This window comes from Pseudomonas sp. GW821-FHT01D09, assembly GCF_059422465.1.
Window position 1 is genome coordinate 265,085 of the sequence record NZ_JBWKWY010000002.1, and the last position, 15,717, is coordinate 280,801.

A 15,717-nucleotide genomic window follows, 5' to 3' on the forward strand; every position below is an offset into this window, starting at 1 on the left:
ATGAATGGAATCTTCACAGCATCATCAATCAAAAAAGCTGTATGGTCGGTAGTATTTTTCTGTATTGCTTGGGCGGCGACAAAAGCTTTCGACTACTTTCTCGACTTTACGATCCTATCGACCATTTGGGCTGGCATCCTCTATGGTGCAGCCCTCCTTAAGCAAGAAATTCCTACGCCTCTATGGCAGCTAATAGCTTTGCTGCTCTTCGCACTACTCCTATGTCTCTATATCTTTTTCCAAAATAGAACATTGCATGCTACCAATGTTGAGAACGAGAGACTAAAAAATCCGCCAGTACGAACCAAGCCGCCAATGCCACAGCTGAGCGATATCGAACATTCTGTACTCATGACAATCGCTGCACTCCTCGAAAACAATCAATGCCCAGATGATCACGACATCATGGAACAACTCAGCCTTACGCGGCTCCCTACTCAGGCCGCCATTGATGTTCTGACCGATAGGTCTCTGATAACAATTGAGTACGATGCTAACTTTTACAATTACTGGGAGCTAACCCCCAAGGGCCGCATATACGCGCTAAATCCAGAGAACCAAAAAAGGAAATGATTCTAAGCAACTAACGTATATTGCTAATAACCGCTCTTTAAACCCGATTAAAAGCCTTCCTGCCACACGCCGCCGATCATGGCGGCGTGTGTATTTCTGGCGCCTGAAACCTACGGCGCCTTTACAGGAGGTGTCCCATGCGACCCGAAACCCCTCGCGGTATCCGCAACTTCAATCCCGGCAATATCCGCCATGCCAAGGGCGTGCGTTGGCAAGGTATGGCCGTCGCCCAGGGCGATACGGAGTTCGTTCAGTTCACCACCCCGCGCTGGGGTATCCGTGCCATCGCCCGCGTACTGATCACCTACCAGGACAAGCGCCTGGCCAAGGACGGCAGCCGCATTGACACCGTGCGCGAGTTCATCGAACGCTGGGCGCCACCCTCCGAAAACAACACCAATGCCTACACGGCTAGCGTGGCACGTGCGCTTGGCCTTCACCCTGACTATGAAGGCGTGGACGTGTACGACTTCGACGTCATGCGCACACTGGTCAGCGCCATCGTCCGTCATGAAAACGGCCCAGGCCCATTGCCCGGTGATCATTGGTATGGCGATGCAATCATTGCCGATGGGCTGGCTCTCGCTGGTATTGAGCGCGGGGCAAAGCATGGGGTGGCGGCATGAAACCCATCTGCGGCTGGCGTTGCTGCTACCGGCTCTACAGCGTCCAGATCACCATCCTGATCGCGCTGCTGGGGTTCGCTCAACTTGAGTTGCTGCCAATGTGGCAGGCCCAACTTTCACCACGTGCCTATGCCGCCCTCAACAGCGGTTTGGCGCTGGTGCTTTTCCTCGCTCGCCTGATCAAGCAAGGCCCGGATCAGGGGGCATCGGCATGAAGTTCAACTTGTGTGGCCGTCTCTTTTCGGCATTGCTCGCGAGTTTTACGTGGGCGCCTCGCTGGCCCGTGTCCAGTTCCGCCGTCGGCAGTTGGACCAGGGCGTCAGTCACACCCTCCTATCGGCACGGCAAGACCGGCATCGTCGCTGCCAAACGTCGTGCACGTAAATCACGCAACCGCCAGAGGCATCATCATGGGCGCGCTTGAGCAGTTGGTTTGGCCCTTACCGGCTCGGCTCGCTGCTGTCGGGCTCGCATGCCTGCTAAGCGCCTCAGCTGCCGGTTCAATCGCGTATGGCTTCGGCTTTCGTTACGGCCAGTCCTTGGGCGCCACTGCTTTGTCAGATCTCAAATTCAAGCACGCAGAGCAAGCCCTGGCAGCGGAAAGCGCCAACCGCCTGCAGCTGCTGCAGCAGGTCACCAGAGCCAACGAAAGCGAGTCGCTGCTGTTCAACTTGATGGATCAGTACGCGAAAGAAAAACAACTGCTCCAGGAGCGCATCCCCCATGTCACGACCCAATACCGCCCTGCGCCTGGCGCAGCTGCTCAGCCTATCCCTCGTTGCGTGTTCACTGCTGGCTGGCTGCGCGACTACAACACCGCCCTCGGTGTGCCTGCCCCAAGAGCAGGCGCCACTGCCACCCAATCTGCGCAAGCGCCCTGGGCAGCCCCCGGCACTGACGCCGAACTATTGGAAAGCGGCGTCACTCCCGCAGACATCCTTGCCCACGCCCAGGATTACGGCGTGTGGGCTCGCAACAACCTTGCCCAACTCAACGGCTTGCTGGATCTACAGAAAAAGGACTGACGCTCTATGGATGTAGCCGAACACGCTACAGAGCAGGACGACGATGAGTCGGAAGCACGAATCTACGCCCGTGGGCTGCAACGCCGATCCGGGCCTTCAGCCTACCGCTGTGAGGCATGTGGCGATGCGATCCCGGAGGACCGCCGCCAGAACGAACCAGGCACCGAACACTGCAGCGACTGCGAAGGCGCTTTACAACACATGAATAGACGGGGTTTTCGATGAACCTGGAACAACTGAACTTCAGCTTCACCGCCATGCAGTGGGTAGTGCTCACGGTAATTGGCATTTACACCTGGCTCACTAATCGTCAAGCCGCCAGCACGCAGGAGCTGCTGGTACTGCGCACCAGGATTGTCGCCCTGGAAGAACACGTTCGGCATCTGCCTGACCAAACTGCTGTCACCGATCTGCTGGGGGATATGAAGGCTGTGCGGGCCGAGCTGTCTGGAATGAAGGATGCGCTAGGCCCTTTGGCACGTTCGCTGGACCGGATCAATGATTACCTGCTGAGAGAAAAGACATGACCCCATATTCCGACTTCATTCGTCAGGATGTCCGCTTAGTGTTGCTGCGTTTGCTCGTCGAGATGACCGCGTACCGTGCCAACAGCTCCGTGCTGACTATGGCCCTCGATAGTTACGGGCATACCCTCAGTCGCGACCAGGTCAAAACTGAGCTGCACTGGCTGGCAGAGCAAGGGGCGTTGACCCTTCAGGATGTCGGCCCGGTGATGGTGGCCACGCTCTCCGAGCGCGGGCAGGACATTGCTGCAGGACGCGCTCGCGTGCCCGGTATCAAGCGGCCAGGAGCGTAACCATGGCGGGCAAGTCCTCCATCAGTCGTCTGCCGCCCTTGGTCAAGGCGCACATCCAGAAACTGCTGCGCGAAGATCGCATGACCCTGGATGACATGCTGGCCGATATTCAGAGGCGATTTCCCAGCGAGAAAGCCCCCAGTCGTAGCGCCTTGGGCCGCTTCAAGTTGGGCTTCGACGAACTCACCGACAAGGTCCGCCAGCAGCGGGAGATGGCCGAAGCTTTTGTCGGTGCCTTTGGCGAGGATGCATCGGATAAAACCGGCGTGTTGCTGGTCGAGGCGATTTCGACCCTGACTTACCAGGCGGCGATGGGTGCCCATGAAAAGGACGAGGTCACCATCGCCGAAGTCTCGGCCTTGGCCCGTGCCGCCAAGGCCACCATGGAGGCGCGGACAATGAGCGTGAAAGAACGCCAGGTCATCGAAAAAGCGGCCCGCGAACGCCTGCTCCAGGAACAAGCGGCTGAGCTGGACAGCGCTGTGAAAGCCAAAGGCATGACCGAAGATCAGGCCATGTTCTGGCGTCAGAAATTCTTGGGCGTGAGGCAATGAAACCATCGTCTAGCACCGTCCGCGTCATCGAATGGGACGAGTTGCCCCCCAGCGTTCGCCAGATCCCCGACGGCTATAACCCTTTGGCAGAAGGCATCCTGATGGCCCACCAGTCTGCCTGGTTGGCATTGGACGCTCAGATAAAACTCTGTGAAAAAGGACGTCGTACAGGCATCACCTTTGCTGAAGCGTTGGATTCAGTGATCACTGCCGCATCTCAAAATGTGGCCGGTGGCATGGATTGCTTCTACATCGGCGACACCAAGGAAAAAGGCCTGGAGTTCATCGGCTACTGCGCCAAGTTCAGCCGGGTGATCGCGGAAGCCCAGACCTCAGGTGTGAGTCAGATTGAGGAGTTCCTGTTCGATGACCAGGACGAGGAAGGCAACACCCGTAAAATCAACGCCTACCGTATTCGCTATGCATCAGGTTTCAAGATCGTTGCACTTTCGAGTAACCCCGCCGGTGTCCGTGGTTTGCAGGGCAAAGTGATCATCGACGAAGCAGCGTTTCACCGTGACGTGTCCGCCGTGCTGGATGCCGCTACTGCCTTGCTGATCTGGGGCGGTCGTATCGTCATCATCAGTACCCACAACGGCAAATCCAACCCTTTCAATCAGATGGTCAACGACATCCAGGACAAGCGTTATGGAGACAGTGCCGAGGTGTTCCGAGCAACGTTTGATGACGCGGTGGCCAACGGTTTGTATGAACGTGTGTGCTTCATGGCCGGGAAACCCGCCAGAGCGGAAGGCAAGGAAGCCTGGTACAAAAAGATCCGCAATGCCTACGGCCCGCGCAAAGCACAGATGCGCGAAGAGCTGGACGCGATCCCAAGGGACGGCAACGGTGTTTGTATTCCTGGCGTGTGGATCGACGACGCTATGCGAGCGGGCCGAGAAGTACTGCGCCTGGCGCTGCCGGACGACTTCACCCAGCAATCTGTCCAACGGCGCGACGCCTATGTTGAGGACTGGATAGAGCGGTATTTGGCTCCATTGGTAAAGCAGCTCCCTCTCGATCTGCGCCATTACCTGGGCATGGACTACGCCCGCCACCGCGACTTCTCCATTGCCTGCCCGATGTCAGTCGACCAGTCACGCCACCGAGACGTGCCCTTTGTCATCGAGATGCATCGTGTCCCCGCGCGTCAGCAAAAACTCGTGTTGTTCTACACCCTGCGCGGATTACCCCGCTTCAGCGGCGCGGCGCTCGATGCGTCGGGTAACGGTGAAACGCTCGCCGAAGAGACCGCCGACGAGTTCGGCCACAACCTCATCAAACAAGTGAAAATCAGTCGAGCCTGGTACGGCGCCTGGATGCCGAAGTTCGTCGGCCTGTTTGAGGACAACACCATCACCATGCCCCAGGACGACAACCTGCACCAGGATGTGCGCGCCATCGAGCAAGTGGACGGTATTCCTATGATCGTCAAAGCTCGCTCCCAAGATCTAAAAGACCCGGACCTGTACCGCCACGGCGACTTCGCGGGCGCGGGCGCGCTCGCCAACTTTGCCACGCTGGAAGTCACCTCCGGCCCGGTCTCTGTCAAATCACGTCGCCGCCGTCAGGGCAAACGCATCACCCAGGGGTTCGCATGAACAAGAGAGGCTTGTGGGTCAGCCCCACTGAATTTGTCAGCTTTGCCGAAGCCAAGCGCAGCTCGACGCTCAATCAACATATCGCCACCCGTGGCCGATCCGACGCGGGCAGCTTTAGCGGCGCCAACCTGCCAAACCCTGACCCGATCCTCAAGGCACAGGGCAAGGACATTACGGTCTATCGTGACTTGCGCAGCTCGGCTTTGGTTGGCGGCAACATCCGCCGCCGTAAAGCGTCGGTACTTTCACTGGAGCGCGGGATCAAACGCGGCGCGGCGCCCATCAAGGTTGAGCGATTCATCCGCGACTGGCTGACGGATCTGGATCTGGACCGCATCATTCGCGAGCTGCTCGACGCACCGTTGTTTGGATATCAGCCCGTCGAGCTGATGTGGCAGCCAGTCGGTATGAACCTAGTGCCAGAAGACCTGCTAGGCAAACCTGCCGAATGGTTCTTCTACGACAAGGACAACGAACTGCGCTTTCGATCCAAAGAAGCAGGCCAGGACGGTGAGCTGTGCGACCCGCAGCGGTTTATCGTTGCCCGCCAGGATGCTACCTATGCGAACCCATACGGTTTCCCGGACCTCAGCATGTGCTTCTGGCCCGCGACCTTCATGAAGGGAGGGTTGAAGTTCTGGGTGCAGTTCACCGAGAAGTACGGCAGCCCGTGGGTTATCGGAAAACACCCGCGTGGTGCCACTGACGGCGAGACCGATCTGCTTCTCGATAGCTTGGAGGCGATGGTGCAGGACGCCGTCGCGGCGATCCCTGATGACTCCAGCGTGCAGATCATTGAAGCCGCTGGTAAGGCTGGCAGCGCTGAGGTTTACCGCGAACTATTGGAATATTGCCGCAGCGAAATCAACGTGGCCATGCTTGGGCAAAACCAGACCACAGAGAAAGACAGCACCCGCGCAAGCGCTACGGCGGGGGCTGAGGTTACTAAGGATATTCGTGACGGCGATGCTGGAATTGTTGCTGCATCACTGAATGCTGTGATTCGACGTATCGTCGATATAAATTTTGGCGAACAGGTGATCGCTCCCGTTTACGAGCTGTGGGAGCAGGAAGAGATTGATAAGGTGCTGGCTGAGCGAGACAAAAGCCTCAGCGAATCAGGCGTCACCTTCACCCCGCAATACTTCAAACGCACCTACAACCTGCAGGACGGCGACATCGTTGAAACGACGCCTTCCGATGTCGGCCCAGAGTTCGCTGAATCCGCGCTCAAACCGATCCTTGATCAGGTTGCACTCGACCAGGCCATTAACGCTCTGCCTGCGTCGTTGCTCCAGGAGCAAAGCGAACAGGCAATAGCGCCGCTGATTGAAGCACTGCAACGTGGCCGTGCCGACAGCGAAGCGCTCGGGCTGTTGGCCGAGGTTTATCCCCAGATGGATACCCAAGCCCTTGAGCAGACGCTGGCACGCTTGATGTTCATCGCGGACACCTGGGGCCGTTTGAGCGCCAGCGCCGACCGGGAGAACTGACATGGCCAGCGCCGCAAAACCAGTGAACCCGGCTGACCTCAAGGCCATTTTCGGCCTGGAGCCAGAAAAGGCTATGGAGTACCTGAAGTCCAAAGGGTATGCGATCACTTGGAACTGGCAGGAAATGCTCGATCAGGCACATGACCAGGCCTTCACTGTGGCCAAGGCCATGCGTCTCGATCTGCTGTCCGATATTCGTGGCGCACTGGAGACGGCGCTCCAAGATGGGCAAACGCTTAAACAGTTCATTGCCGCACTGCAACCAACGCTGGAATCTCAAGGTTGGTGGGGCCAGCAGGTAATCGTTGATAGCCAAGGCGTGGGTGAGCTGGTGCAGCTCGGCAGTCCGCGCAGGCTTCGAACGATCTACCAGACAAATCTGCAGAGCGCCTACATGGCTGGCCGTAAGGCCGATATGGAAGAAACCACGGACACCCATCCGAATTGGATGTACGTCGCCATTCTGGATGGCAAAACAAGACCCAGCCATCGAGCGTTACATGGTCAGGTGTTCCGTCACGATGATCCGATCTGGGCAGCGATCTTCCCACCGAACGGCTTCAATTGCCGCTGCCGTGTCGTTGCACTTACGGAGGCGTCGGTAAGGCGCCGTGGTCTGAGGATCATTTCAAGTGAAGGTCGCATGTTCACCGAAACGGTTGAGACAGGCACGGATAAACGAACTGGCGAGATACGCACCGCCGAGGTTACGGGCCTACGCACCACGGATGCAGCAGGCAAGGCAATTACCTTCCTTACGGACCCAGGGTTCAACCATGCACCAGGTGCTGGCCTCGCTGACATGCTGAAACGCAAACAAACCGCTGTGTAGGGAAGTTGAAATGATCACTGTTGAGTTGGATCACGAACGTCTGCAGGCCGCCCTACGCCGAGTTGAGTGGGCCGTGGGAGATGTCGCGCCGCTGATGCGCGGCATCGCTGCTGAGCTGGTCAGTCAGACCGAAGAGAACTTCGCCGAGGAAGGTCGACCCGACTGGGCGGATCTGTCGGACACCACCACCGAGCGCCGGGCGAAGAGCGGTAATTGGCCTGGCCAGATATTGCAGATCAGCGCTGCAGGACTGGCAGCCTCGATCAGCAGCCGTGCTGATGACAGCACCGCCTTGGTTGGCAGCAACAAGCCCTACGCCGCCATGATGCACTTCGGCGGTAAAAAGTCGGACTTCCCGCACCTGTGGGGTGATATTCCAGGCCGCCCGTTTTTGCCGATGGACACCGAGGGGCAGCTGCAGCTTGATGCAGAGGAAGCAATCCTTGAGTTGGCCATGCATCACATCGAAAGAACCGCTCGCCTGTAGGGCCTACAGGCGCGCCCGTGTGTTCATGTCGCTACGGTTCACAGGTATCGAGGCTGAAAAATCTCTGTAAACGCTTTATAAAGGCTTATTGGCCCTCTTTTCGGGCTATGCCGAATCTAACAGTAACCGACTGAGACAATCAGATGAACAAAATGGAAGATGAGGTCATTTATTTGTCAGCAGTAACCGAGCTACTTAGGTCAATGGTCAATTATCAGCTGATGACGGTGGTTGGTAAGGGGGAGCATAAAAACGTTTGGTTTGAAACCTCGGTACACCGACAATTCTTTTTCATCACCCTAGTGGACTTTTTATCGCAAACTGATCCAAAAGCCCCCGTTCCATCAATACCCTATTTACAAGCAATGAATAATATCTGTGATGCGCCAAGCTTCGAAGTGAATGGCTCTGTGCAGAAACTAAAAAAGGCAGTGATTGTTTTTAGGGACTGGCTACGTGAGGAAATGACCGTTGACGCTTGGTTGCCATCGATAAATCTGCAGGTCGAAATCTCTATCCCAAGATATGTTGTGATGAAAATCGTCGGGAATCTCTCGAAGCACAACACTTTGCGATCTGTGGGCGTAGCTGAAGATATACAGCGCTACCTTCAGAAAGCCGGTAAGTCCGTTGAGTTGTACCAAGCAATGCTTGCCCAAGGTGACTTTTATGAAATTTTCTATGAGGACGTTTGCGCGTATCACGCCAGCACAATCGCGGAGTTTTTGAACGGGCTGACATGGGGCATTCAAGACTACTTGGCACCGGAGTACACGAGAAGTTATACCCCGCCGGACAGTGACGAATTACCCATGTATAGGTTTCAGTATCCCGAGGAAATTGAGCATCCATATGCCAAGGCTTGCTATTGGGATTTAATGAATCTACTGAGATCCGGGCCAATATTTCCACCCTTCGTGGTGACTCAACACTTGAAGATTGAAGGGCGATACTGAGTCCTTTTTCGACACTCTTTAAACTCGATTAAAAGCCGCCGTCAGCTCCCCGCTTCAATCTGTGCGCATCACCTTCAACGGCAGCGCACAGCCCCATGAAACCCATCCATATCTTCAGACCCGGTAAGCACACTGCGATGAGCGGCGCCAGCTTCGACTTCAGCGAGTCGGATCTGGCAGCCACCGTGCGTGCGTATGACCCGGCCCTGCACGAAGCGCCGATGGTTATCGGCCATCCCAAACATGACGGCCCGGCCTCCGGTTGGATTCAGTCACTCACAGCCACCCCAGAAGGTCTTATCGCCGTCCCAGCGCAGGTCGATGCTGAGTTCGCCGAGCAAGTGGCCAAGGGCAGCTACAAGAAAATTTCCGCTTCCTTCTACCACCCCGATGCTGCCAACAACCCTGTGCCAGGCGTGTACTACCTGCGCCACGTTGGCTTCCTAGGCGCCCAGCCACCATCGGTAAAAGGGTTGCGCCCCATCGAACTGGCCGACGGCGAGCAAGGCGTTGTCGAGTTCGGCGACTACGGACACGAAGTCAGCTCTGATCTGTGGCGCCGCTTTCGCGAGTGGCTCATTGGCAAGTTCGACAAAGAAACTGCCGACCAGGTCGCCCCGTCCTGGGCAATAGACAGCCTCGCCGAAACCGCACGCCAACCAGATCAGCCCCTTCAAAACGCCTTTTCCGAACCCACTCGCGCCACTGAGGTAACCAGCATGTCCGAGCAAGACAGCGCCGCCCTGGAGGCGGAAAACAAACGCCTGCAAGCAGTCATCACCAAACGCGACAAAGCAGACCGCGCCGCCGCCCAGGCTGCCATTCACACATCGAACGTTGAATACGCCGAACAGCTCGTAGCCGCGGGCATGAAACCCATTCATGCATCGGCGGTGATCGCGGCGCTGGACTACGCCGACTCCAGCGAGACCCCACTGGAGTTCGGTGAAGAAGATGAGCGCGAGCCATTGAGCAATGGTTTGAAAGCCATCTTCAACGACTTGGCGGGTGGCGTCAGCTTCGCCGAGGTGGCCACCAAAACCCGCGTTGGCAAGTCCGTCAACCAATCCACCAACCCCTTGCTGGCAGACGCTGAAGCCCGCGCTCAACGATAGGAGGCCCCATGGCCACGTTCAATCAGCCCAAAGACCTGGGCGACTTGCTGCTGGTAGAGGTCGCTCCAGGCTGGACCAAAGAAAAAGCAACCTTGCTGGGGGGCGTCAATTACGCGTTCGGGCAGGTACTGGCCAAGGTGGCTGGCAAGTTCCAGGTGCTCGACCTTGCAGGCACTGGTGCCGCAAAAAAGGCAGCTGCGGTACTTGGCGAACACATCGACGCAACGGCAGGTGACACGACAGGTGTCGCGATTGCTCGCGGTGCTGTTGTTGCCACCGCCGAACTGGTTTGGCCGGAAGGCATTACCGAAGCCCAAAAATCGACTGCCCTGGACGAACTCAATGCCTTGGGCGTTGTGGCTCGTGCGGCCCTTTAACTAGGAGTACTCCATGAATCTGCAAGACATGTTCAGCGTTGCCAACCTCACGGCGGCCATCAACAAACTCCCGGCCATTCCGGGAAAAGTCGGCGCCATGGGCTTGTTCGACGAGAAAGGCGTCAACAGCACCAGCGTGGTGATCGACGAGCGCGAGGGGCGTCTGGTCCTGGTGCCCAACACGTCACGTAATGACGATCCTGCGCCGGTGAAAGCAGGTAAACGCAAACGCCGCAGCTTTGAAACCCTGCACCTGCCGATCTCTCGGCCTCTTTTGCCAAGCCAACTGCAAGGGGTTGCCGCGTTTGGTCAGGAAGGTGCTGCCGCGCCAGTTGCGACCGTAATCAATGACAACCTGCAGGAGTTGAAAAACAGCATTGAGGCCACCCGCGAGTTCCAACGTGTCGGCGCGCTGCGCGGCAAGCTGCTGGATGCGGACGGCGAAACCATGTTCGACCTGTACAAGGAATTTGAAGTCGCCCAGAAGAAAGTGACTGTGGCCCTGAGCAATGCCAGCACCAACGTGCGCAAGGCATGCCTCGACGCCAAGCGCCATTCCGAGTCGAAGCTCGGCGGTGTGATGGTCACCGGTTTTCGGGCGCTGTGCGGGCCGGATTGGTTCGATGCGTTGATTGATCATGAGAAGGTCAAGGCCGCATTTGCCAATTATCAGGAAGCCCAGGATCGACTCGGTGGTGATGTGCGCTCTGGGTTCACCTTCGGCGGCATCGAATTTATCGAGTACGACGTTACGGTCAGCAGCCAACGGTTTATTCCAACGGATATTGCTCAGGTCTTCCCGTTGGCCCGTGGCGTATTCCGAATGTTCAACGCACCCGCCAACTACAACGAGACCGTGAACACCCTCGGCCAACCGTTCTACAGCAAGGCCGAGCCACGTCGGTTGGGTAAAGGCTGGGACCTGGAAGCCCAGGGCAACCCATTGGCCATGTGCTTGTTTCCTGAAGCCCTGGTCGAGCTGAAGTTGGGCTGACCTATGCGCTACTGCACCCGCGCTGACGTCAGCAACGCCATCCCTGAGCGCACGCTGATTCAGCTATCCAATGACGATCCAGCGGCTGAGACCCCCAACGAGTCTGTCATCGAGGACGGTGTACGCCAGGCAGAGGAACTGGTCGACGGTTACCTACGTGGTCGCTACAACCTGCCCCTTGATCCAGTGCCGACGGTGTTGCGGGATGCGGCGGTGTACCTGGCTCGGCATTGGCTTTATCAGCGTAGGCCGGAAGGTATGGTGCCCGATGCGGTTAAGGACAGCCGCAAGGACACCATCAAGCTGCTGGAAAGCATCCGCGACGGCGTAGTCACCTTGGGTATGCCGACCGGCCAAGCCGCGCCGGAGCCTGGTGAGATCAGGGTTCGTGCGCGACGTCCTCAATTCACGGATGACCGCTGGGAGCGCTACTGATGAGCCAGCCCAGGGCAAAAACACAAACCGAGCAGCTGCTGGACGCTTTTGTCACTCGGTTGAAAAAGGACTTTGACCGCGAGCTGGCCATTGAGCTGTTCCCCGAAAACCCTGTCCAGTACCGGCTCAACCATGCGTGTGGCGCGATCCTGGTTGCATACGGGAAATCGACGTTCGGTGCATCAGAGTCCACTGACGCGGTGTTCCAGGCACGCAACATGAGCTTTCAACTGACGCTGGTGTTTCGCCAGCTTCATGGCACCAGCGGCGCGATCAGCTACCTGGATCGAATCCGCGAATGCCTGACCGGCTGGAAGCCACCGTACTGCGATATGACGTGTCGCCCAACAGCCGAGAACTTTATCGGTCAGGTACAGGGGCTCTGGCAATACGGCCTGAGCATCTCCACTCGCGCAGTGCAATTACAACTCATGGGCCTTGAAGACGGCCCGCCACTGAAAGAAGTCCGCTTCGAGGAATACCCATGACACTGACCCGATACCGTTACACCGGCCCTCAGAGCTGCGCATCGCTGCGCGTTGGCGAGTCGCGTGAACTGCTCGACGTGCAGCTGTTACCTGGCCAGCCGGTCGAGCTTCCAGCTGATCACGAATACACCCTGGTGTTGTTGGAGCTGAAGCACCTGGTGTTGCTGCCGACCACCGAAAAGAAAGGAGTAAAAGCCAATGCCAGCTAACTATCTACACGGCATCGAGACTATCGAGGTCGAGCGCGGCCCTCGGGCTATTCGCGTGGTCAAGTCGGCGGTCATTGCCTTGGTCGGTACTGCACCGATTGGTCCGGTCAACGAGCTGACGTTGTCGCAGACCGAAGTGGACGACGCCCAGTTTGGTCCAGATCTGGAAGGCTTCAGCATTGCCGATGCACTTGCGGGGATTCACGTGTTTGGCGCCGGGACTGTGCTGGTGATCAACGTGCTTGATCCAGCGGTGCATCGCAGCAATGTCGTCGGCCAGGCTCGCCCGTTCGGGGACAACGACTTGCTACAGGTGCAGCACGGCGCGTTGCAAACTCTGGCGTTGAAGTCCGAGGACGGTGCCACCACCTATGTACCTGATACCGACTACTCGGTGGACCTGTTGACCGGTCGCGTCACGCGGCTGCCGTCTGGCGCTATTCCTGCCGCTGCCAACGTCAAGGCGGACTACACCCATACTGATCCAAGCAAGGTCACTCCGGCTGACATCATCGGATCGGTCACCCTGGCTGGTCGCCGCACGGGCTTGAAGGCGTTCCCGGATAGCTACAACTTGTTTGGCTTCTTCCCCAAGATTTTCATCGCGCCAGGGTTCAGTACCTTGAACTCGGTGGGCGTAGAGCTGATCGCGTCAGCAACCCAACTGGGCGGCGTTGCCTACATTGATGCCCCCATCGGCAGCACCGTGCAGCAGGTAATTGCGGGTCGCGGGCCACGTGGAGTTATCAACTTCAACACCAGCAGCGACCGGGCGCGTCTGTGCTATCCCCACGTGAAAGTCTATAACGCACGCACCAACAGCGACCGGCTGCAGCCTCTGTCGATCCGTGCCGCAGGCCTTCGGGCCAAGGTAGATAACGAAAAGGGCTACTGGTGGTCCAGCTCCAACCAGGAGCTGGTTGGGGTCATCGGTCTGGAGCGGCCACTGACGGCGCGGGTCGATGATCCGAACAGCGAAGTCAACCTGCTTAACGAAAACGGCGTGACCACCGTGTTCAATTCGTTCGGTACCGGCCTGCGTCTCTGGGGCAACCGAACGGCGGCATGGCCCACCGTGACCCATATGCGCAACTTCGAAAACGTGCGCCGGACCAAGGATGTGGCCGACGAATCGATTCGCTACAGCTCGTTGCAGTTCGTTGACATGCCGATCACGAACTCTCTGATCGACAGCCTGACTGAAAGCGTCAACCAGTTCTTCCGCAAGCTGATCGGCGACGAGGCTCTGCTCGGCGGTGAGTGCTGGTTTGACCCGACACGGAATCCACAGACGCAGGTCGAACTGGGCAACCTGCTGATCAACTACAAGCTCACCGTGCCGGTGCCCTTTGAACGCGGCACTTTTGAAACCGAAATTACCGGGGAATACCTGGTCAAACTGGGAGCCGAATAATGGCTGGCTTTAGCGCGCATCGGATCGCCAACGCGAACGTATACCTGGACGGCAACAGCTTCTTCGCTCGTTGCGAGGAGATCGAACTCGGCACGGTCAAAGCCGTGATGTCTGACTTCCAAGGACTGGGCATGGTCGGCCTGATTGAGTTGCCCGACGGTCTCGACAAGCTGGAAGGCAAGATCGTGTGGAACAGCCTTTACTACGACGCGGCGAAGAAGTTGGCCACACCGTTCAAAAGTGTGCAGCTGCAGTGCCGTTCGAACGTACAAGTGTTCAACAGTGCGGGGCTGGTGGATGAAGTCCCGCTGGTCACGCTGATGACGGTGACTTTCAAGGAATACGCCCTGGGCAGTTACAAACCACGTGACCCCACCAAGTTCGAAACACCGTTCTCAGCCACTTACGTGCGCCAGCTGTTGAACGGTGAGGAAATCGTGCGACTGGACTACCTGTCCAACATCTTCCGCGTAGGTGGTGAGGATCAGCTATCCAAGTACCGGAAGAACATCGGTCAGGCATAAAAGCTGAAGGCATTTTGCTAAGCAAAATGCCTTCAGCTTTGTCAATCCCTCACTGATAGCCCGTTGGCCTGTTAAGAACTCAGCGCACTTGGAACTGATCCGTAGAGCTTCAGAGTCTGCAACGTAGCAACGTAGTGATCACGCGCTCCTGCTCGGATGTAGCCCTCAGCGATAAGCCATTCAAGCGTGCTGTTCAGAACTTCCTCCTCTGGAGTCTGATTATAAAAACCCAGAATGAGCCCACTAGACGGTGGACTCTTCTCGTAATCCCCCTTTGGAAGGTTCAGTGTTTCAACGGTAATCTCAACCTGCAAAGGACAAGAATCTATCAATAAGTTGAGTATCGTCCTTACCAAACCACTGAAACTGAATTCGTGATCGTTACTCATGCTTTCTTACTCCTTTCGTGATGAACAGTAATGCGCAAGGTGCCTGGTGCCCCCAACAATTACTGTCTCTTTAAACTCGATTAAAAGCCAGCGCCACGTCCAGACGCGACACTCAGGGCTCTCATAGAGCAACCGATCACTCGATCAACCTGGAGTATCAAACGTGGCCGACCAAGTCAGTTTCACCCTCAAATTTCCCTTCAAATCAGGCACGGGCGACCAGCTCAAATCTCTGCCTATCAAACGTCTCAAGCGCAAAGACATCAGTGCAGCTCAGGCAGTGGCCAAGGACGAAGGCGCCATGGAAGACATGCTCTGCGCCAAGATGCTCGGCATTACTCTGGAAGACCTACTGGAATTTGATATTGCTGACTCCAAGTCAGCCACCGAGGTGTTGCGGGAAATGTCCAACGGACGAGACATTGCTGAATTCCTGGGACGAGGCGCTGCTGCTGGTACTGAGGATGCAGCCGTCTGAGATCGATGAACTGGAGATGGAGCGGTACGGATTTTGGGTTGATGTATGTCAGCGAGAGATCAACCGCCGGATCGAACTTTCCGAGCAAATGAACCGCTGAGCAAAGCTACCAACCCAACCACCACTCCCGCCAGTAACGCGCCGCTCGCTGCTATAGGGGCGGCTGCCAGGGCAAGCAACGGCAGTCCCAGGCAGAACATCAGCACCGCCGCCCACAAGGGCAGGTTCGCCAGGCAAAGCCCGGCAAGCCAGATCACACCGACGCCGATGGCCAGTGCATAAAGGGTTTTGGCGGTGAGCAGAGCGGCTTTTTCAAACATGCTTACAGCG

At 57.2% G+C, this 15,717-nt stretch carries 24 protein-coding genes; 22 read left to right on the top strand and 2 right to left on the bottom strand.

Annotation, left to right across the window (positions count from 1 at the left end; all coding sequences use genetic code 11):
• The 21 genes from AC07W7_RS04035 (at position 1) to AC07W7_RS04135 (ending at position 14,520) form a co-directional block, all read left to right on the top strand.
• Complete coding sequence (locus tag AC07W7_RS04035; RefSeq protein ID WP_495038777.1) at positions 1-573, top strand: hypothetical protein; 573 nt, start codon at positions 1-3, stop codon at positions 571-573.
• A 137-nt stretch (positions 574-710) separates the two neighbouring features.
• The gene (locus AC07W7_RS04040; RefSeq protein WP_495038778.1) at positions 711-1,199 is read left to right on the top strand and encodes a structural protein; all 489 of its coding nucleotides are present in this window, start codon (positions 711-713) and stop codon (positions 1,197-1,199) included.
• Complete coding sequence (locus AC07W7_RS04045) at positions 1,196-1,414, top strand: DUF7940 domain-containing protein (RefSeq protein WP_495038779.1); 219 nt, start codon at positions 1,196-1,198, stop codon at positions 1,412-1,414. Before AC07W7_RS04040 ends, AC07W7_RS04045 begins: the two co-directional genes overlap by 4 nt.
• Before the next feature lie 195 nt (positions 1,415-1,609).
• Positions 1,610-2,224, top strand: coding sequence for a lysis protein (locus AC07W7_RS04050; protein ID WP_495038780.1), 615 nt, complete (start codon positions 1,610-1,612; stop codon positions 2,222-2,224).
• Positions 2,225-2,230: 6 nt separating this feature from the next.
• Complete coding sequence (locus AC07W7_RS04055) at positions 2,231-2,449, top strand: TraR/DksA C4-type zinc finger protein (protein WP_495038781.1); 219 nt, start codon at positions 2,231-2,233, stop codon at positions 2,447-2,449.
• Positions 2,446-2,751: a DUF2730 family protein gene (locus tag AC07W7_RS04060; RefSeq protein ID WP_094066614.1), complete on the top strand. Its 306-nt coding sequence runs from the start codon at positions 2,446-2,448 to the stop codon at positions 2,749-2,751. Before AC07W7_RS04055 ends, AC07W7_RS04060 begins: the two co-directional genes overlap by 4 nt.
• Positions 2,748-3,041 (top strand): VpaChn25_0724 family phage protein, encoded by a 294-nt coding sequence (locus AC07W7_RS04065; protein WP_449103646.1) that lies wholly within the window; start codon positions 2,748-2,750, stop codon positions 3,039-3,041. The genes AC07W7_RS04060 and AC07W7_RS04065 overlap by 4 nt, the downstream gene beginning before the upstream one ends.
• A gap of 2 nt (positions 3,042-3,043) precedes the next feature.
• Positions 3,044-3,595: a phage protein Gp27 family protein gene (locus AC07W7_RS04070; protein ID WP_495038782.1), complete on the top strand. Its 552-nt coding sequence runs from the start codon at positions 3,044-3,046 to the stop codon at positions 3,593-3,595.
• Entirely contained in the window at positions 3,592-5,196 is a 1,605-nt protein-coding gene (locus AC07W7_RS04075; protein ID WP_495038783.1) for a hypothetical protein, read from the top strand. Before AC07W7_RS04070 ends, AC07W7_RS04075 begins: the two co-directional genes overlap by 4 nt.
• On the top strand, positions 5,193-6,689 hold the full coding sequence (locus tag AC07W7_RS04080) for a DUF935 domain-containing protein (protein ID WP_495038784.1): 1,497 nt from the start codon (positions 5,193-5,195) through the stop codon (positions 6,687-6,689). The genes AC07W7_RS04075 and AC07W7_RS04080 overlap by 4 nt, the downstream gene beginning before the upstream one ends.
• Before the next feature lies 1 nt (position 6,690).
• Complete coding sequence (locus AC07W7_RS04085) at positions 6,691-7,521, top strand: phage head morphogenesis protein (RefSeq protein WP_495038785.1); 831 nt, start codon at positions 6,691-6,693, stop codon at positions 7,519-7,521.
• Between the two features lie 10 nt (positions 7,522-7,531).
• A complete protein-coding gene (locus AC07W7_RS04090; protein WP_236310184.1) occupies positions 7,532-8,008 on the top strand; it encodes a phage virion morphogenesis protein in 477 nt (158 codons plus the stop codon).
• Positions 8,009-8,151: 143 nt separating this feature from the next.
• Positions 8,152-8,964, top strand: coding sequence for a hypothetical protein (locus tag AC07W7_RS04095; protein ID WP_495038786.1), 813 nt, complete (start codon positions 8,152-8,154; stop codon positions 8,962-8,964).
• Positions 8,965-9,059: 95 nt separating this feature from the next.
• On the top strand, positions 9,060-10,079 hold the full coding sequence (locus tag AC07W7_RS04100) for a peptidase (RefSeq protein ID WP_495038787.1): 1,020 nt from the start codon (positions 9,060-9,062) through the stop codon (positions 10,077-10,079).
• An 8-nt stretch (positions 10,080-10,087) separates the two neighbouring features.
• Complete coding sequence (locus AC07W7_RS04105; RefSeq protein ID WP_495038788.1) at positions 10,088-10,456, top strand: head decoration protein; 369 nt, start codon at positions 10,088-10,090, stop codon at positions 10,454-10,456.
• A gap of 13 nt (positions 10,457-10,469) precedes the next feature.
• Entirely contained in the window at positions 10,470-11,450 is a 981-nt protein-coding gene (locus tag AC07W7_RS04110; protein WP_495038789.1) for a major capsid protein, read from the top strand.
• Positions 11,451-11,453: 3 nt separating this feature from the next.
• Positions 11,454-11,885 carry a gp436 family protein gene (locus AC07W7_RS04115; RefSeq protein ID WP_495038790.1) on the top strand — a complete coding sequence of 144 codons (432 nt, stop codon included), beginning with the start codon at positions 11,454-11,456 and terminating at the stop codon, positions 11,883-11,885.
• A complete protein-coding gene (locus AC07W7_RS04120) occupies positions 11,885-12,373 on the top strand; it encodes a Gp37 family protein (protein WP_495038791.1) in 489 nt (162 codons plus the stop codon). The genes AC07W7_RS04115 and AC07W7_RS04120 overlap by 1 nt, the downstream gene beginning before the upstream one ends.
• Entirely contained in the window at positions 12,370-12,582 is a 213-nt protein-coding gene (locus AC07W7_RS04125) for a hypothetical protein (protein ID WP_449103634.1), read from the top strand. Before AC07W7_RS04120 ends, AC07W7_RS04125 begins: the two co-directional genes overlap by 4 nt.
• A complete protein-coding gene (locus AC07W7_RS04130) occupies positions 12,572-13,996 on the top strand; it encodes a phage tail sheath subtilisin-like domain-containing protein (protein WP_495038792.1) in 1,425 nt (474 codons plus the stop codon). Before AC07W7_RS04125 ends, AC07W7_RS04130 begins: the two co-directional genes overlap by 11 nt.
• Positions 13,996-14,520, top strand: coding sequence for a phage major tail tube protein (locus tag AC07W7_RS04135; protein ID WP_495038793.1), 525 nt, complete (start codon positions 13,996-13,998; stop codon positions 14,518-14,520). The genes AC07W7_RS04130 and AC07W7_RS04135 overlap by 1 nt, the downstream gene beginning before the upstream one ends.
• 71 nt (positions 14,521-14,591) lie before the next feature.
• On the opposite strand, the gene AC07W7_RS04140 is transcribed toward AC07W7_RS04135, so the two are convergent.
• Complete coding sequence (locus AC07W7_RS04140) at positions 14,592-14,909, bottom strand: hypothetical protein (RefSeq protein ID WP_236310136.1); 318 nt, start codon at positions 14,907-14,909, stop codon at positions 14,592-14,594.
• Between the two features lie 163 nt (positions 14,910-15,072).
• Between AC07W7_RS04140 and AC07W7_RS04145 the strand changes: the two genes are divergently transcribed.
• The gene (locus AC07W7_RS04145; protein ID WP_236310137.1) at positions 15,073-15,387 is read left to right on the top strand and encodes a phage tail assembly protein; all 315 of its coding nucleotides are present in this window, start codon (positions 15,073-15,075) and stop codon (positions 15,385-15,387) included.
• Between the two features lie 59 nt (positions 15,388-15,446).
• Here AC07W7_RS04145 and AC07W7_RS04150 read toward each other — a convergent pair whose 3' ends face one another.
• Positions 15,447-15,707, bottom strand: coding sequence for a hypothetical protein (locus tag AC07W7_RS04150; protein ID WP_236310138.1), 261 nt, complete (start codon positions 15,705-15,707; stop codon positions 15,447-15,449).
• Positions 15,708-15,717: the final 10 nt, after the last annotated feature.

What these genes read in the sequence shown, in the direction of transcription:
- AC07W7_RS04090 (WP_236310184.1), top strand. Translation starts at nt 7,532, where the DNA reads ATGATCACTGTTGAGTTGGATCACGAACGTCTGCAGGCCGCCCTACGC.
- AC07W7_RS04100 (WP_495038787.1), top strand. Translation starts at nt 9,060, where the DNA reads ATGAAACCCATCCATATCTTCAGACCCGGTAAGCACACTGCGATGAGC.
- AC07W7_RS04115 (WP_495038790.1), top strand. Translation starts at nt 11,454, where the DNA reads ATGCGCTACTGCACCCGCGCTGACGTCAGCAACGCCATCCCTGAGCGC.
- AC07W7_RS04120 (WP_495038791.1), top strand. Translation starts at nt 11,885, where the DNA reads ATGAGCCAGCCCAGGGCAAAAACACAAACCGAGCAGCTGCTGGACGCT.
- AC07W7_RS04075 (WP_495038783.1), top strand. Translation starts at nt 3,592, where the DNA reads ATGAAACCATCGTCTAGCACCGTCCGCGTCATCGAATGGGACGAGTTG.
- AC07W7_RS04045 (WP_495038779.1), top strand. Translation starts at nt 1,196, where the DNA reads ATGAAACCCATCTGCGGCTGGCGTTGCTGCTACCGGCTCTACAGCGTC.
- AC07W7_RS04040 (WP_495038778.1), top strand. Translation starts at nt 711, where the DNA reads ATGCGACCCGAAACCCCTCGCGGTATCCGCAACTTCAATCCCGGCAAT.
- AC07W7_RS04070 (WP_495038782.1), top strand. Translation starts at nt 3,044, where the DNA reads ATGGCGGGCAAGTCCTCCATCAGTCGTCTGCCGCCCTTGGTCAAGGCG.
- AC07W7_RS04035 (WP_495038777.1), top strand. Translation starts at nt 1, where the DNA reads ATGAATGGAATCTTCACAGCATCATCAATCAAAAAAGCTGTATGGTCG.
- AC07W7_RS04050 (WP_495038780.1), top strand. Translation starts at nt 1,610, where the DNA reads ATGGGCGCGCTTGAGCAGTTGGTTTGGCCCTTACCGGCTCGGCTCGCT.
- AC07W7_RS04125 (WP_449103634.1), top strand. Translation starts at nt 12,370, where the DNA reads ATGACACTGACCCGATACCGTTACACCGGCCCTCAGAGCTGCGCATCG.
- AC07W7_RS04130 (WP_495038792.1), top strand. Translation starts at nt 12,572, where the DNA reads ATGCCAGCTAACTATCTACACGGCATCGAGACTATCGAGGTCGAGCGC.
- AC07W7_RS04085 (WP_495038785.1), top strand. Translation starts at nt 6,691, where the DNA reads ATGGCCAGCGCCGCAAAACCAGTGAACCCGGCTGACCTCAAGGCCATT.
- AC07W7_RS04140 (WP_236310136.1), bottom strand. Translation starts at nt 14,909, where the DNA reads ATGAGTAACGATCACGAATTCAGTTTCAGTGGTTTGGTAAGGACGATA.
- AC07W7_RS04060 (WP_094066614.1), top strand. Translation starts at nt 2,446, where the DNA reads ATGAACCTGGAACAACTGAACTTCAGCTTCACCGCCATGCAGTGGGTA.
- AC07W7_RS04065 (WP_449103646.1), top strand. Translation starts at nt 2,748, where the DNA reads ATGACCCCATATTCCGACTTCATTCGTCAGGATGTCCGCTTAGTGTTG.
- AC07W7_RS04080 (WP_495038784.1), top strand. Translation starts at nt 5,193, where the DNA reads ATGAACAAGAGAGGCTTGTGGGTCAGCCCCACTGAATTTGTCAGCTTT.
- AC07W7_RS04135 (WP_495038793.1), top strand. Translation starts at nt 13,996, where the DNA reads ATGGCTGGCTTTAGCGCGCATCGGATCGCCAACGCGAACGTATACCTG.
- AC07W7_RS04150 (WP_236310138.1), bottom strand. Translation starts at nt 15,707, where the DNA reads ATGTTTGAAAAAGCCGCTCTGCTCACCGCCAAAACCCTTTATGCACTG.
- AC07W7_RS04055 (WP_495038781.1), top strand. Translation starts at nt 2,231, where the DNA reads ATGGATGTAGCCGAACACGCTACAGAGCAGGACGACGATGAGTCGGAA.
- AC07W7_RS04095 (WP_495038786.1), top strand. Translation starts at nt 8,152, where the DNA reads ATGAACAAAATGGAAGATGAGGTCATTTATTTGTCAGCAGTAACCGAG.
- AC07W7_RS04110 (WP_495038789.1), top strand. Translation starts at nt 10,470, where the DNA reads ATGAATCTGCAAGACATGTTCAGCGTTGCCAACCTCACGGCGGCCATC.
- AC07W7_RS04105 (WP_495038788.1), top strand. Translation starts at nt 10,088, where the DNA reads ATGGCCACGTTCAATCAGCCCAAAGACCTGGGCGACTTGCTGCTGGTA.